Source organism: Bacteroides sp. AR20 (assembly GCF_964250605.1).
Taxonomy (GTDB): Bacteria; Bacteroidota; Bacteroidia; order Bacteroidales; family Bacteroidaceae; genus Bacteroides; species Bacteroides uniformis.
In genome coordinates this window covers 1-13,875 of the sequence record NZ_CAXUGK010000050.1, presented here as the reverse complement: position 1 = coordinate 13,875, position 13,875 = coordinate 1, and the positions used below count along the sequence as shown (strand labels likewise).

Genomic DNA, 13,875 nt, shown 5'->3' with positions numbered 1-13,875 from the left:
TTGTTCGGTTAAACATACCCATGGGTGGGGCACTTTTTAAATGTTGTTCCGGGTCCCTTTTCAAGTGTTAGCTACAATTCCTATTGCAATGATTTAGAATAAGCACCTTTCTTACATTCATCTATACGTGACTGACATTCCTCCGTTACTTCCTTTAGAATCTCAGCACATCTTTTATCAGAACAGCCTTGCAGCAATCTGTCTATGTATGTCATAATATCATTCACTTCCATATCATATATCTGTCAAAGGGTTCAACAAAAAAGGGAGAAGGACCATATTTGTTATATTTAATTTAGATCTTTCTCCCTTGTGAGTTAATTTCTTTTCAAGTCTAACTCAAAAAACATCCATAGTTCTCAGCATCCTCACCGTTTAAAGCTTTTTTGATACCCACAGCGAAGTCGGTACAGTTCTGATTTCGCTCCAGGAATTTGTCAATATAGGATTGTTTGGCGGCGTCATTGAGTAGCTGCATCAAATCCCAACAAGTAATATTATCCCTGCCACGTAACCCGAAATTAGGGTTTTCTATATAGCCTTTCGTAGCTGCGTTTACATTGGAATCACCCAGGATTACCTTCGGCAGTTCTCTGAGTTGTGAAGCGGGTAAAGCTTGGTACAATCTCAGTCTGCCTATAATCTGGCAGAACTGTTCTTGTGAAATCTTTGTTCTTCCCAGGTTTTCAAGAAGTCTCAAATTTTGCTCCGGTTTGAAATCCTGGAATAGTCTGAGTGCTGAACTATAAATATCTGCATCACTCATTACTTCCAGTCGTCCGGTCAAGCCATCGTTGGTCAGCATCAGATTTGAACACACACGAACCCTCCACCCGATAAAGATCTTGAATTTCTCGGGTGATTTTCGGGCGTATAAGTTTTCCTCGTTCAGGCTTCTTACACCTCCGATACATAAATGTACTTCCTCGCCGTTCATCATTCTGCTCATGGAACGGATATGAAAACAGAAAGCCATTCTCTGGTAGTAGATGGTCTCGTCCTCCGGTTTAAGTTCCTCCTTCCTTTTGGTCAATGCACTCGGCACTCTGCCCAGGATTTTATGTGATACTCTGATTTCTGTGTTTCCAAAGTTCTCTCCGGTAAAATACATTCTTGCGGCATCTTCTACCTGGTGGATAAATTTCTGGTGGCTGATTGTTAGCTGGTTGTCTCCGAAGCTGGGTACAATACAGTTCCTTTCAAGTTCTTCAAGTGTAATGCCCGAAGTGTTACTCTCAATAAAATTAGGATGCTCTTTCTGTTCTTCTTCAGATACGATTACAGCATCTTCGATATTAACTGCATCCATCATTCTTGTTACCATTCCGATTGTTCTTGGAATGACAGTAAGTTCATTAGTCATTGTTTCCATACTCTTGTTATTTTTTAGTCGGTTAATAAAATGCGGTGAAAAAACAAAAAGCCAAGAGGTGTCATTTCTTTGCTTTTATGAATATACCTCTTAGCTTCTTTATTCCTTTGAGTATTGAAGTTGCTACCTCCAATACCGTTATTATCACGTCCGCTTTCTTGTCATAATCCATTCACAGACGTACTATCAGTTTTCAGTCGCAGCATTAACGGCCTTGACTTCACCCGTGGCAATCTTCTTTTTTCCGAATTTGCCACCATACTTTTCTGCAAGCTCTATTACTACTGAACCTGCCACGATAATCTCGGCCACATAAGCTGCGACCTTCAATCCTTTAATTAAATTTCCCATGTCTCTTAGTTTTAAATTGTTAGTTATTATGTTTCTATTCTCTATTTTTCTCATATATAAGGCTTTGAGGGGAAATCAAGGAAGGGGGAGAAGAAAAAAATAGACCGGTCTTTCGACTGGTTGTGACAGTTGAACCGTTGTAAACAGCTCCTCGCATTTACTTGGCCTGTCATGCGGCATACATTCTTTCGTGGGGAACTTTATGTCTTGTCCACATACTGGAATTGCTACGCATCATCGAATCGCCATCTTATCCATCGTCTGAAAATAAGAGTGACCCGGTAATTGTTTTTATCATTAATGCTTGAAGCCGTACGCACTCTTCATTACAGTGCTGAATAATACTCCAAGCTATTTTATCATATATAAGAGTTTGAGGGCTTTGGAAATGGAGAGAAAAAATAATACCCTGCCAAGTTCAAAAAATGGCAGGGTAAAATGTCTTTGGATAAAAAAGAATCCCTATCTTTGTGGTGTTCTACTTAAAGCATATAAGTACGAAAAAAGAGAAATTTAGTTCTTAAATTCTTGATTTTCAGTATGTAAATCAAACATACGATTTTTATTCCACTCCATGCATCATCTTCTGTAATTTCTTTGAAAGCAGGAAGAGGATAAGCGATGCCGTGGCAGACATGACGACGAACACCATGAAGAAATCGTACATTGTCTCGATGCGATAACCCAGCAGCGTCTTTACCTTTCCGGCTTCGGGGTAGAGCCCGCTCAGCGTGCCTGCAAACTTATTGGCAGTGGCGGTGGAGAGGTACCATATCCCCATCATCAGCGAGGCGAAGCGGATGGGCGTGAGCTTGTTCACCATGGAGAGTCCGATGGGCGAGAGGCAGATTTCGCCCATGGTATGGATGAAGTAGAGCCCCGTCAGCCAAATGAGACTCACCTTGATGCCCGGCTGAACATCTTTCACCCCAAAGCAGATGACGAGATAGCCCAGTGAAAGCAGTAGCAGGCCGATGGCTTGCTTGGTGGGCGAGGCGGGCTCCATGCCCCGTTTGCCCAGGGCGCCCCATACGCCCGGCATGATGGCGGCAAGTATCACCACAAAGAAGGGGTTGAAGGACTGAATCCAGGAGGCGGGCATTTCCCACCCCAGGATGACGCGGTCGGTCTGCTCGGAGGCGAAAAGCGTGAGCGAGGCGCCTGCCTGCTCGTAGGCCGCCCAGAAGAAAATGACGAAGAAGGCGATGATGTAGATGACGAAGATGCGGTCGCGCTCCGTCTTGGTGAGTGAGCCTTCCAGCAGGATGCTGACGGGAAACACGATGCAGGCGGTGAAGATGCCGATGCTTATCCAATCGCTCCCGAAACACCAGTAGAAGAAACCGGCAAGCGCGATGGCAAGCAGGGCGAGCAGCAGGTAGTTGCGCATGGGCCGTCCGTTGGCGTGGGCACTCTTCCGGGCGGTGTTGTCTGCCTGGGGCCGCTCCTTGCGGGCGTCGGGGATAATGCCGAGGGGCTTGCCATCGGGGCCGATGAGGTACTTGTTTTTCTGGGTTTCGAAGAGGACGACCGTCAGCACGGTGACGATGGCGGCAATGAGGAAGCCCCATCGGAAGTCGTGAGGGTTGCCCGTCTCGCCAAAATAGCCGCAGACCAGCGGGGCGAGGAAGGAACCCACGTTGACACCCATATAGAAGATGGTGTAGGCGGAATCCAGCCGTTTGTCACCCGGCTCGTAGAGCTGCCCCACCAGGGAGGAGACGGTGGGCTTGAAGCAGCCGTTGCCCAATATCAGGAAAGTCAGTCCGCCGTACATCAGCCAATGCGAAAGCTCACGCGCCTCCAGCATCGAGGCACTGGCAAACATCAGGAACTGGCCGACTGCCATCATCATGGCCCCCCAGAAGACGGAACGGCGGATGCCCCAGTATTTGTCGGCGATGTAGCCGCCGATTAAGGGTGTCAGGTACACCAGTCCGGTGTAGCTGCCGTAGATGGAGGCGGCGTGCTCCTTGTCGAAAAGGAGTGCCTGGGTGAGGAACAGAATGAAGATGGCACGCATGCCGTAGTAGCTGAAACGCTCTGCCGTGCTGGTGGCGAAGATAAGGTAAAGACCTTTCGGGTGTCGGGATGTACTCATTGAATATGCTTTTATTGTTTTGGCTTTTATTATATGTTGAGGGTACAAAATTAGTCATTATTTTGCGTAAGTTAATGGGTATAATTAGAAACTTGCCGACAAGCCTGCGGGAACTTGCCGACAAGCTTGTGCAAACTTATCCGTAAGCCTACGCAAACTTAAAACAGAATTTCTGTTTCTGTAAATAAAGCTTTTGTTTATAGAAATAGAGCTTTTGTTTCTAAGAATAAAGGCTTTGTTCTAAGAATCCTTTGCATTGAAGACAACTTTTCCTTACGGAGCAGATATTTTTTCCCGGGGGGCAAAGCAACTTGATAAAAAACGTCTTCTCTTTGTACAGTTGAAATCAAAGCCCTATCTTTGCTCTACGATTTTAAGATAATCCTATTATGAAGATATTTCCTACTACAAGCATCAAGCAACTGGATGCAGATACCATAGAGAATGAACCGATTGCCTCCATCGACTTGATGGAACGTGCCTCACGCGCATTGGCCCGTGCCATTGCCGAGCGTTGGGAGCCGGACACGCCGCTCACCGTTTTTGCCGGACCGGGGAACAACGGTGGCGATGCGCTTGCCCTGGCGCGACTGCTGGCCGGGAAGGGCTACCGGCTCGAGGTGTATCTCTTCAATACGAAAGGGACGCTTTCGCCGGACTGCGAGACGAACAAGGAGCGGCTGGCCGACGTGCCGGGTGTGGACTTCCACGAAGTGACCACCCAGTTTGTACCTCCCGTGCTGACGGCAGACCATGTGGTGATAGACGGTCTCTTCGGCAGCGGTTTGAACAAGGCTCTGAGCGGCGGTTTTGCAGCCGTAGTGAAGTACATCAACGCTTCGCCCGCCACGGTGGTGTCCATCGATATCCCATCGGGACTGATGGGTGAGGACAATACCTACAACGTACATACGAATATCGTCCGTGCCCATCTGACGCTGAGCCTGCAATTGCCGAAACTGGCATTTCTCTTTGCCGAGAACGAGCCGTATGTGGGCGAATGGCAGTTACTGGACATCGGACTCAGCGAGGATGTCATCCATGACATGGAAACGGACTTCTGCCTGCTGGAGCATGAAGATGTGTCTGCCCTGCTGAAGCCGCGCAGCCGGTTTGCCCATAAGGGGAACTTCGGCCGTGCACTGCTGATAGCCGGTTCGCAGGGAATGGCGGGAGCTTCGGTGCTGGCTGCGCGTGCTTGTCTGCGTTCGGGGGTGGGGCTGCTGACGGTGCATGTGCCGTTCTGCAACAACTTCATTGTGCAGACTTCCGTGCCCGAAGCCATGACGGAGCTGGACATCAGCGACACCTGCTTTGCCGCCGCTACTGATACGGACGATTACCAGGCCGTGGCGATAGGTCCGGGACTGGGAAAGGCGGCAGAGACCGAGGCGGCTCTGCTGGAGCAGATAGAGATATGCCAGACTCCGATGGTGGTGGATGCTGATGCCCTGAACTTGCTGGGCGAGAAGCGTAACTATATAGGGCGTCTGCCCAAAGGGAGTATTCTGACTCCGCACCCCAAGGAACTGGAGCGTCTTGTAGGCAAATGCCAGAATTCGTACGAACGCCTGATGAAGGCTCGCGAGCTGGCGAAGAGCGCCGGAGTGCATATCATCTTGAAAGGCGCTTATTCTGCCATTGTCACTCCTGCCGGGAAATGTTTTTTCAACCCTACCGGCAATCCGGGTATGGCAACGGGAGGCAGCGGTGATGTGCTGACGGGAGTGGTGCTTGCCTTGCTTGCCCAAGGCTATGAGCCGGAGAAGGCTGCCTGCCTGGCCACGTATGTGCACGGACTGGCGGGAGATGTTGCCTGCAAGAAGCAGGGGGCAGTGGGGATGACGGTGGGGGATATAGTTGCCTGCCTGCCGCTAGCGTGGAAGATGCTGGAAGAATAAGGAGAGAAGTGTAATTTGGATGGCTTGTCATGTCAACAGAAATAAGATATTTTGAAAACAGAAAAGATTGGCGGAAGTGGCTGGCTGACAATTTTGATACTGCCGATGGAGTCTGGTTTGTGTTTCCTACTAAATCTTCAAGCGAGAAAAGTATTGTATATAATGACGCTGTTGAAGAGGCCCTTTGTTTCGGGTGGATTGACAGCACGATAAAGTCACTTGACAAAGAACATAAAATTCAGCGTTTCACGCCCAGGAATCCTAAAAGTACCTATTCGCAAGCCAACAAAGAAAGGTTGAAATGGTTGCTGGAGCATAAAATGATACATCTTGAATTTGAGGATAAAATACGAACTGTCTTGTCGGTTCCTTTTGTTTTTCCAAATGATATAATCGACAGATTGAAAGAGGATGAAAGAATATGGAAGAATTATCAGAGTTTCTCTGACCCCTATAAACGTATCCGAATCGCATACATTGAAGCGGCGAGGAAACGACCGGAAGAATTTGAAAGGCGATTAAATAACTTTATCTGTAAAACGAAAGAGAACAAAATAATAATAGGGTTTGGCGGGATTGAAAAATACTATTAACGCTAATTCTTTTCCGCTTATTTCTCTCTTGTCGTAATGTGGAAGCATCCTTGCTTCAACTCGTACTTGATGTAGCATTTATCGGCTTTCCGCAGGTCACGGAGCACTTCCGAAAGAACCAGTTTTAAGGTATCTGCGCTGACATCCTGCAAAGGACGTCCATCCTCGTCTTCTATTTTCTGAAAGCGCTTCCAACTGACATCGAATGTCGTTCCGTAAAAATGTGCCGAGTTTGGAGAAGCATTGCCGTTACGGCGGCGCAGGCGTTTTACGTCGTCTTGGGTGCGAAGTACGGAAGTCACAATTATCTTGTTTGGATTCAGTCCTTTGGCGGTCAGTGAATCAAGGAAGTTGTGTCCGATGGTATCCAGTAGGCTGGCGGCGCCCGGAATGAGAAAAGGGATGGAATGCGTCAGTGAATCCACGGCATAGAGCTCGTTCGTCGTGATAGGTTGCAGTTGCTCCTTCATCTTTTCTGCTTCCTCGCGGGAGGAAAGCACACGTATGCCGATGGCTTGGGCTACATTGAGATGTTTCTCATTCAAGTCTCCGAACGAGCGCTTGTAGCTGACAACACCCCGAATGTTGCGCGGTTCGTTCAACTTGAGCGACATGTCTTTCTTCTTGCAGCCGGCAAAGGTGAATGTTGCGGCAGCTGCGACAATTATCAGTATAGGTAGGATTCTGGAAGAATATCTCATCTTATAAATGTACTATGTCTGTGAAAAATCTGCGTTAATCTGTGTAATCTGTGGTGAAAACCTTGCAAAGATAATTCAAACCTTCTTAAGTTTGCACTATCTGTGCTGAAAAAGCGAATATAGGCTGCACCTTAACATAACTTTTTCATGCGAGCATGAAAGTTCTGTATTCGGTTTGCACTATCTTTGCACACAAAAAAGACCGTGCAACGATATTTTATATACCTGGCTTATGATGGCACCGCTTATCACGGCTGGCAAATCCAGCCGAATGGAGTGAGTGTGCAGGAGTGTTTGATGAAGGCGCTGAGTACCTTGCTGCGTCGTGAGGTGGAAGTCGTGGGAGCGGGGCGTACCGATGCCGGGGTGCATGCCTCACTGATGGTAGCTCACTTTGACAGTGATTCTCCTCTGGACACTGTTTTTATGACGGATAAGCTGAATCGTCTGCTTCCTCCCGATATTTCCGTATACCGCTTGCGGGCCGTGAAGTCCGATGCACATGCCCGCTTTGATGCTACGGCGCGTATGTATAAATATTATGTCACTACCGCCAAGTCTCCTTTCAACCGCCAATATCGCTGCCGTCTGTTCCAAACGCCGGACTTTGAGCGGATGAATGAGGCTGCCCAAACCTTGTTTGACTATACGGACTTTACCAGCTTCAGCAAACTCCATACGGATGTCAAAACCAATAATTGCAAGATTATGCATGCCGCCTGGACCCGGGTAGACGATGTGACTTGGGTATTCACCATCCAGGCCGACCGGTTCCTGCGGAACATGGTACGTGCCATTGTCGGCACTCTGCTCGAAGTGGGTCGCGGAAAACTTTCTGTTGAAGGTTTCCGACGCGTCGTCGAACAGAAGGACCGTTGCCAGGCAGGAACTTCCGTTCCCGGAAATGCATTGTTTCTGGTGGACGTAGCCTATCCGGAAACTACTTTTTTAGAATAAAAGAGGGATGTACTACAAAAACGTAGGCCCCTCCCTTTAATTTTTAATTGACTCTATGTGGTTATTACTTGCTTTCCTCTCTGCTGCCTTATTGGGATTTTACGATGTCTTCAAGAAGAAGTCGCTTCGTGACAATGCCGTACTGCCGGTGCTTTTCCTGAACACGCTGTTCTCGAGCCTGATATTTCTTCCTTTCATTCTGGTATCTGCCTTTGCGCCGTCGGTGTTGGGAGGTACGATGTTTGATGTTCCCGTGGTGGGGTGGGAGGTGCATAAGTTCATTATTGTCAAGTCGTTTATCGTGCTCTCTTCCTGGATATTCGGTTATTTCGGGATGAAGCATCTGCCGCTGACCATCGTGGGACCGATTAATGCGACGCGTCCCGTAATGGTGCTTGTAGGTGCCATGGTTGTGTTTGGCGAACGCTTGAACCTTTATCAATGGATTGGCGTGCTGCTTGCCATAGTGTCCTTCTTCATGCTGAGCCGTTCGGGCAAGAAAGAGGGAATCGACTTCAAGCATAACAAATGGATTCTTTTCATCGTGCTGGCTGCCGTTGCCGGAGCTGTCAGCGGGCTGTATGACAAATATCTGATGAAGCAGCTCAACCCGATGCTGGTGCAGTCGTGGTATAATGTCTACCAAGTCTTTATCATGTGCCCCATCATCCTGCTGTTGTGGTATCCCAAGCGAAAAGAAAGTACCCCGTTTCGTTGGGACTGGACCATTATCTGTATCTCCATTTTCCTTTGTGCGGCAGACTTTGTCTATTTTTATGCCCTGAGCTATGAGGACTCCATGATTTCCATCGTTTCGATGGTGCGTCGTGGAAGCGTTGTTGTTTCCTTCCTTTTCGGTGCGCTTTTCTTCCGTGAAAAGAATTTAAAAAGCAAGGCTGTCGACCTCATTTTGGTGTTGATTGGAATGTTCTTCCTATATTTGGGGAGTAAATAAACAAGAGATATATGGCAGAAGACCTATATATAAATGCTGGTAGCAAGACAGAGAAATATCGCGCTTTGCTTCCTCAACTGAAAAATCTGCTGGCAGGTGAAGATGACTTGATAGCCAATCTGGCGAATGTTTCGGCGGCGCTGAAAGAGACTTTCCATTTCTTTTGGGTAGGCTTCTATTTGGTGAAGGGTGAAGAATTGGTGTTAGGACCTTTCCAGGGACCGATAGCTTGTACGCGCATCAGGAAAGGCCGCGGTGTTTGCGGCGCGGCATGGGATAGAGCCGAGACGTTGGTTGTGCCCGATGTGGATGCATTTCCCGGACATATAGCCTGCAGCTCGCTGTCGCGTTCGGAGATCGTGGTTCCGCTGAAGCGTGAGGACGGTGAAGTGTGGGGAGTATTGGATATTGACAGTGACGATTTGGGCGGTTTTGATGAAACAGATGCCCGTTTCCTTGAAGAAATGATTAAAATGTTATGATAAGAAAACTGAGTGCTTTTTTGATTTTGGCTTTCATCGGATGGGGGTATTTGCAGGCCCAGGAAGCCAAGACGTGTTTTAAGAATATGCCGGATTCTATATGTCCGTTGCTTAGCGCCGTGAACCGTGCGGATTTTATAGACTTTCTGGAAAGTAAGATGAAAGCTGAGGTGACCAACAGCTTTGGTGGTAAATCGGAAATGACGGAGCTTTCTCCAGACTATATACATGTGAAGATGACGCCCCAGAGTTCATGGCAGATGAAGCTCTTGCCTATTAACGACAGTACGAAGGTGATTTGTGTGGTTGCTACGGTTTGTGCTCCGGCTTGCGACAGCCATGTCAAGTTCTATACGACAGACTGGAAGGAGCTGGTTGCTTCGTCCTACCTGCCGGCATTGCCCGTTCTGGATGATTTTATCGCTGAGGCCTCGGATACAGTGGATGTCTATGAGTATCAGGATGCCCGTCGCCAGGCCGACATGCTGCTGATGAAAGCGGACCTTTCTGCGAAGGACGCCACGTTGGCATTCACTTTTACCACGACCGATTACATGGGTAAAGAAGCGGCGGAGAAACTGAAACCGTTTGTCCGCCGTCCTATTGTTTATACTTGGAATCAAGGGAAGTTCGAGAAATCCTCTACTTCACTTTGATTCTGTCGAATCCCTCTCCATAGACTCCGATGACTGCACTTTGTGATACAAAGGCATTGGGGTCTATGTCTTTTATGAGCCGGAAAATGATGGTGGACTCCCGCTTCTTGGCCAGCACGAACAGCATTTTTATCTCTTTTCCCGTATAGAAGCCCGAGGCGTTGATGACTGTTGCACCTCTGTGGGGATATACCTGGATGTGCTTGGCTATCTCCTCATATTTATCGCTGATAATAAAGAATTGTACGGACTGGCGGGCACTGTTCACCACTTGGTCGAGCACGAAGCTGCATATGTATAGAGTAACGTAGCCATACACCACCTTTTCCCAATCTTTTAGAACAAAGTAACTGGACGAGATGATGATAAGGTCACATATCAACATGACTCTGCCCAGCGTGATGTCACGGTATTTGTTGATTACGGCGGCAATGATGTCCGTGCCGCCAGTACTGCCGTTGTTGGAAAAGGCGATGCCGATGCCGCTACCGCAGAAGGAGGCACCGATGACACAAGCCATGAAAGGCTGGTCGTGCAGGAGGACAACACCCTCGGTCAGTTTCTGGATAATGGAAAGGAAAAAGGTCAGGGTGAATACGGCAAAGATTGTCTTTACGCTGAACTTCCATCCCAACACACGTAGGGCAAGCAATAGAAGCAGAAAATTGATGGCGAAGTACGTATATTGGACGGGAAATCCAGTGGCAAAATATACGATGGATGCAATGCCCGGTACGCCACCGGTAGTAATATCGTTGGGAAGCAGGAAGACTGTCCAGCCGATACCATATAAGACCATACCCAGGGCAATCATCAGATAATCCCGCAGTTCGCGCATGGTGTTCTGTCGGGAGGGAATATTTACTATTGTTTTCATTATAATTTTATGTGGTTGTGAAAATGCGGGGACAAAGATACTGCTTATTTGGGATATAATGTTGAAAAAAAAATGCAGATTTTTGCAACCAAACTTCATCTTTCTGCGTCTAATAAATAAAAAGAGGAGATTATGAATATGAAAATGAATTTTTCCATGGACGAGATTCGTCTTAAAGTAGAAGAGTATATAAAGAAAGGTGGTCGGGCAGCCGGTCGTCCAGTACTGACGGCTTATTATGTGATGACTGCAGACTCTACTCCGGAGAGTGAAAGGACAAATATCATGATTGCTTTGGTGGCCATTGTATTTCCTACCAGTATAGAAGACCTTTTGGGACAAGTCTTTATGGTAGGGAAGGGATTTGCCGCAGTTTATGCTTATAAGAAAGTGAAGAAATACATCACTCCACAGATAAAAGACAAGGTTGAAGCTAAATTGGATGAGTGGTTCCATGAGAATGTGACGGAGGTGGTGGAGCCACTTTATCTGGAATGATAATGCACCACAGATTACACAGATTTGCACAGATAAAAATCCTTGAGATAATAAATCTGTGTAATCTGTGGTGGTCCCTTTACCGTTTCTTGCTCAAGAAGCGTCTGGCCAGATATTTCCGTACCGGTTCATCATAGAATTTCAGGCATAGATAGGCTAACAATATATTCCATGCATAAACGCATAAGGCAACCTGCCAAGTCTGCTCCAACGTGAAGAGCTGGTTCTTGATGAGCCATGCATAGAACAAGTACATAAATGGATAATGTATCACATAGGCTGGATAGGATATATCTCCCAGGAACTTGCATATCTGGGTCGATTTTTTATCCGTTGTGGTACCGGAAGCTCCTAACCAGACGAGAACCGGAAAAGCGATGATTACACAGAACGCTTCATAAATGCCATTTGTACAAACCGGCGCCGTACCTTCCAGATAGGGCACTGAGAACAAGGTAATCAATGCAATGGTGCATATCCAGAAAGCGCCTTTCACCTTAATGGGCTTGAAGTTGCGCGATAAAAGCATACCCATGGAGAAAGGGAAAAGCATCCTCAATAATCCTCCGATAAAGTTTATTCCGTCCAGTGTCCAACCTACTCCCATATTGCCATATCCGGAGACATCGAAGATGGCGAATGATGCCAATGCTATTCCCAGCAATATTGTCAGTACGGTCAGTGCTTTGTTTGACAATCGTCGGATGAACAAGGCATAAAGGATGTTGCCTATATACTCAAAGAACAATGACCAGCAAGGACCATTCAAGGGAAACATTTCGCCATTACCACGGACTTCATAGCCTGCTCCCGGCATTGCGGGAATAAAGAATATGGAGCAGAGAAGGGACAGCATAATCATTGATAGGGCAATATGTGTTCCGTCCCATTGTATGCATCCTTGAATGCAGAAGGTGATGGCGCCCAAAACAGCGCCCATAATTACCATCGGATGAAGACGTATCAGACGTCTCTTGAAAAAACTCTTCATTGTGAGGTTCCTGCCCCAACGGTCGTCATAAGCATACCCGATAACGAATCCCGATAGTATAAAGAAGAAATCTACAGCTAAATAGCCGTGGTTGAAGGTTTCGATAATGCTACCACCGGCAAAAGCATAGCCTTCGAATATATGATACCATATAACCATCAAGGCTGCTACGCCACGGAGCCCGTCGAGAAGGTCATAATGTGCTTTGGTGTCTGAAAAGGCAGAAGATGAAATGTGCGACATCTGTTTTTTTTCTGTTGTTTGGTTAATGTTTTCGGATCTCAAAGATACGCCATGCGAAGCGAAGTTCTTTTGCTTAAAAGCAAAAAAGAACGGTAATCTTCTATTTTTTTGCGCGTACCCGGCTGAGAGTATAGATGGAAATACCCAGGAAGGCTGCCACATATTTTAGCTTCACCCGATTTATCAGTCTGGGGTAACGGCGGTTAAATTGTTCATACCGCTCTTTGGGAGGCAGTTGGAGCCTTTCCACAAACATATGACTGAGCTCTTTGTTTACGTTCTGATGCAGTATTCTGCCCCAGTTGGCTATATCAATATATGTTTCGTAGAGAGCATTTAACTTGTCTATGTGGATGACGTAGATTTTGCAGTCCGAAAGAGTTTCAATGCTTTCTACTGACGGCTGCTGATAGTACAGTGAATCCATTCCGAAGGTTACATCACCTTCCTGGCTGAACCAAGTGGTGGTATCTTGTCCGTCGTGATGAAATACGGAACGGGTGACCCCTTCCTCAATGAAATAAACCAAACGGTCTGTCACTCCTGCTTGTACTATATAAGTTCCTTTAGGGTAGTGTCTTACCTGCATATTCATCAGCAATGCCTGAAGAGCTTCTTCGGAAACCGGATAAATCTGCCTGATTTTATGAATGATGTTGTTCATTGGAGGGGAGCTTTTTATTCGTTTACAAACTTACATAATTTTATTAACTAAAACTGAACTTTGATATACAAATGTGTGCGTTGCTTTATAAGCGTTTATGGTATAGTGGGATTTTTCTTGTAAAAGAGATGTTTGTTCTTTGAATATTGTATCTTTGTAGAAAACGGTAGCCTATGAATAAAATATTGGTAACATTATTGGCTCTAATCGGAGGCAACTGCATTTCATTCGCACAGATGGAGACTGGAAGAGTTTCCGATACAGCTGAGGATACATTGAGAATAGAAAATGAAATTGTCGCTGTTGATACCGGATTTTACCAGTCAGTAGTCCGCTATGATACGGTGCGCTATAATTTGAAAATGCAGAGTGTTTACAAAAAGGCTTTTCAACTAAAGAATGATGTTTTTGTGGAAAAGATGAAAGAGACGTGGTTAGATGATATTCTCAGAAATATCGAGGATGTAAATTAAACTGTGTCAGCAAGGAATAAAGTATTAACTTTGCTAACACAGTTTTTTTTATGAAAGAAG

General features: G+C 46.5%; 15 protein-coding genes. 8 read left to right on the top strand and 7 right to left on the bottom strand.

Annotated features, from left to right (window positions below):
- Positions 1-334 precede the first annotated feature (334 nt).
- From ACESTD_RS17910 to ACESTD_RS17900, 3 genes are all read right to left on the bottom strand, one after another.
- Positions 335-1,372, bottom strand: a complete 1,038-nt coding sequence (locus ACESTD_RS17910) for a DUF3871 family protein (protein WP_156737414.1) — start codon at positions 1,370-1,372, stop codon at positions 335-337.
- Between the two features lie 186 nt (positions 1,373-1,558).
- Positions 1,559-1,777: a hypothetical protein gene (locus ACESTD_RS17905; protein ID WP_057088407.1), complete on the bottom strand. Its 219-nt coding sequence runs from the start codon at positions 1,775-1,777 to the stop codon at positions 1,559-1,561.
- A gap of 508 nt (positions 1,778-2,285) precedes the next feature.
- Positions 2,286-3,824: a peptide MFS transporter gene (locus ACESTD_RS17900; RefSeq protein WP_005835421.1), complete on the bottom strand. Its 1,539-nt coding sequence runs from the start codon at positions 3,822-3,824 to the stop codon at positions 2,286-2,288.
- Positions 3,825-4,213: 389 nt separating this feature from the next.
- Here ACESTD_RS17900 and ACESTD_RS17895 point away from each other — a divergent pair, with 389 nt between their 5' ends.
- Together ACESTD_RS17895 and ACESTD_RS17890 are read left to right on the top strand one after the other, a co-directional pair.
- A complete protein-coding gene (locus ACESTD_RS17895) occupies positions 4,214-5,725 on the top strand; it encodes an NAD(P)H-hydrate dehydratase (RefSeq protein ID WP_005823666.1) in 1,512 nt (503 codons plus the stop codon).
- A 29-nt stretch (positions 5,726-5,754) separates the two neighbouring features.
- Positions 5,755-6,318, top strand: coding sequence for a YdeI family protein (locus ACESTD_RS17890; RefSeq protein ID WP_005823665.1), 564 nt, complete (start codon positions 5,755-5,757; stop codon positions 6,316-6,318).
- Positions 6,319-6,335: 17 nt separating this feature from the next.
- On the opposite strand, the gene ACESTD_RS17885 is transcribed toward ACESTD_RS17890, so the two are convergent.
- A complete protein-coding gene (locus tag ACESTD_RS17885; protein ID WP_117945586.1) occupies positions 6,336-7,019 on the bottom strand; it encodes a DUF5715 family protein in 684 nt (227 codons plus the stop codon).
- A 204-nt stretch (positions 7,020-7,223) separates the two neighbouring features.
- Between ACESTD_RS17885 and truA the strand changes: the two genes are divergently transcribed.
- Genes truA through ACESTD_RS17865 form a run of 4 tightly spaced genes read left to right on the top strand, consistent with a single transcriptional unit; the run spans position 7,224 to position 10,069 of the window.
- A complete protein-coding gene (gene truA, locus ACESTD_RS17880) occupies positions 7,224-7,976 on the top strand; it encodes a tRNA pseudouridine(38-40) synthase TruA (RefSeq protein ID WP_087333006.1) in 753 nt (250 codons plus the stop codon).
- Between the two features lie 55 nt (positions 7,977-8,031).
- Entirely contained in the window at positions 8,032-8,931 is a 900-nt protein-coding gene (locus tag ACESTD_RS17875; RefSeq protein WP_087332973.1) for a DMT family transporter, read from the top strand.
- Positions 8,932-8,942: 11 nt separating this feature from the next.
- Positions 8,943-9,413: a GAF domain-containing protein gene (locus ACESTD_RS17870; protein WP_016272604.1), complete on the top strand. Its 471-nt coding sequence runs from the start codon at positions 8,943-8,945 to the stop codon at positions 9,411-9,413.
- Complete coding sequence (locus ACESTD_RS17865) at positions 9,410-10,069, top strand: DUF3256 family protein (RefSeq protein ID WP_005835426.1); 660 nt, start codon at positions 9,410-9,412, stop codon at positions 10,067-10,069. The genes ACESTD_RS17870 and ACESTD_RS17865 overlap by 4 nt, the downstream gene beginning before the upstream one ends.
- On the opposite strand, the gene ACESTD_RS17860 is transcribed toward ACESTD_RS17865, so the two are convergent.
- Positions 10,056-10,946, bottom strand: a complete 891-nt coding sequence (locus ACESTD_RS17860; RefSeq protein WP_005835428.1) for a YitT family protein — start codon at positions 10,944-10,946, stop codon at positions 10,056-10,058. The two genes, ACESTD_RS17865 and ACESTD_RS17860, sit on opposite strands and share 14 nt — an antisense overlap.
- A 132-nt stretch (positions 10,947-11,078) precedes the next feature.
- Between ACESTD_RS17860 and ACESTD_RS17855 the strand changes: the two genes are divergently transcribed.
- Positions 11,079-11,444 carry a hypothetical protein gene (locus ACESTD_RS17855; RefSeq protein WP_005835432.1) on the top strand — a complete coding sequence of 122 codons (366 nt, stop codon included), beginning with the start codon at positions 11,079-11,081 and terminating at the stop codon, positions 11,442-11,444.
- A gap of 79 nt (positions 11,445-11,523) precedes the next feature.
- Here the strand turns inward: ACESTD_RS17855 and ACESTD_RS17850 are convergent, their stop codons facing one another.
- Both ACESTD_RS17850 and ACESTD_RS17845 read right to left on the bottom strand, forming a co-directional pair.
- Entirely contained in the window at positions 11,524-12,678 is a 1,155-nt protein-coding gene (locus ACESTD_RS17850) for an acyltransferase (protein WP_005835436.1), read from the bottom strand.
- Positions 12,679-12,778: 100 nt separating this feature from the next.
- Positions 12,779-13,342, bottom strand: a complete 564-nt coding sequence (locus tag ACESTD_RS17845; protein ID WP_005823628.1) for a Crp/Fnr family transcriptional regulator — start codon at positions 13,340-13,342, stop codon at positions 12,779-12,781.
- 173 nt (positions 13,343-13,515) lie between these two features.
- On the opposite strand from ACESTD_RS17845, the gene ACESTD_RS17840 reads away from it, so the two are divergent.
- Positions 13,516-13,815: a hypothetical protein gene (locus ACESTD_RS17840; RefSeq protein ID WP_373159069.1), complete on the top strand. Its 300-nt coding sequence runs from the start codon at positions 13,516-13,518 to the stop codon at positions 13,813-13,815.
- Positions 13,816-13,875: the final 60 nt, after the last annotated feature.

What these genes read in the sequence shown, in the direction of transcription:
- ACESTD_RS17910 (WP_156737414.1), bottom strand. Translation starts at nt 1,372, where the DNA reads ATGGAAACAATGACTAATGAACTTACTGTCATTCCAAGAACAATCGGA.
- ACESTD_RS17905 (WP_057088407.1), bottom strand. Translation starts at nt 1,777, where the DNA reads ATGAGAAAAATAGAGAATAGAAACATAATAACTAACAATTTAAAACTA.
- ACESTD_RS17900 (WP_005835421.1), bottom strand. Translation starts at nt 3,824, where the DNA reads ATGAGTACATCCCGACACCCGAAAGGTCTTTACCTTATCTTCGCCACC.
- ACESTD_RS17895 (WP_005823666.1), top strand. Translation starts at nt 4,214, where the DNA reads ATGAAGATATTTCCTACTACAAGCATCAAGCAACTGGATGCAGATACC.
- ACESTD_RS17890 (WP_005823665.1), top strand. Translation starts at nt 5,755, where the DNA reads ATGTCAACAGAAATAAGATATTTTGAAAACAGAAAAGATTGGCGGAAG.
- ACESTD_RS17885 (WP_117945586.1), bottom strand. Translation starts at nt 7,019, where the DNA reads ATGAGATATTCTTCCAGAATCCTACCTATACTGATAATTGTCGCAGCT.
- ACESTD_RS17875 (WP_087332973.1), top strand. Translation starts at nt 8,032, where the DNA reads ATGTGGTTATTACTTGCTTTCCTCTCTGCTGCCTTATTGGGATTTTAC.
- ACESTD_RS17870 (WP_016272604.1), top strand. Translation starts at nt 8,943, where the DNA reads ATGGCAGAAGACCTATATATAAATGCTGGTAGCAAGACAGAGAAATAT.
- ACESTD_RS17865 (WP_005835426.1), top strand. Translation starts at nt 9,410, where the DNA reads ATGATAAGAAAACTGAGTGCTTTTTTGATTTTGGCTTTCATCGGATGG.
- ACESTD_RS17860 (WP_005835428.1), bottom strand. Translation starts at nt 10,946, where the DNA reads ATGAAAACAATAGTAAATATTCCCTCCCGACAGAACACCATGCGCGAA.
- ACESTD_RS17855 (WP_005835432.1), top strand. Translation starts at nt 11,079, where the DNA reads ATGAATATGAAAATGAATTTTTCCATGGACGAGATTCGTCTTAAAGTA.
- ACESTD_RS17850 (WP_005835436.1), bottom strand. Translation starts at nt 12,678, where the DNA reads ATGTCGCACATTTCATCTTCTGCCTTTTCAGACACCAAAGCACATTAT.
- ACESTD_RS17845 (WP_005823628.1), bottom strand. Translation starts at nt 13,342, where the DNA reads ATGAACAACATCATTCATAAAATCAGGCAGATTTATCCGGTTTCCGAA.
- ACESTD_RS17840 (WP_373159069.1), top strand. Translation starts at nt 13,516, where the DNA reads ATGAATAAAATATTGGTAACATTATTGGCTCTAATCGGAGGCAACTGC.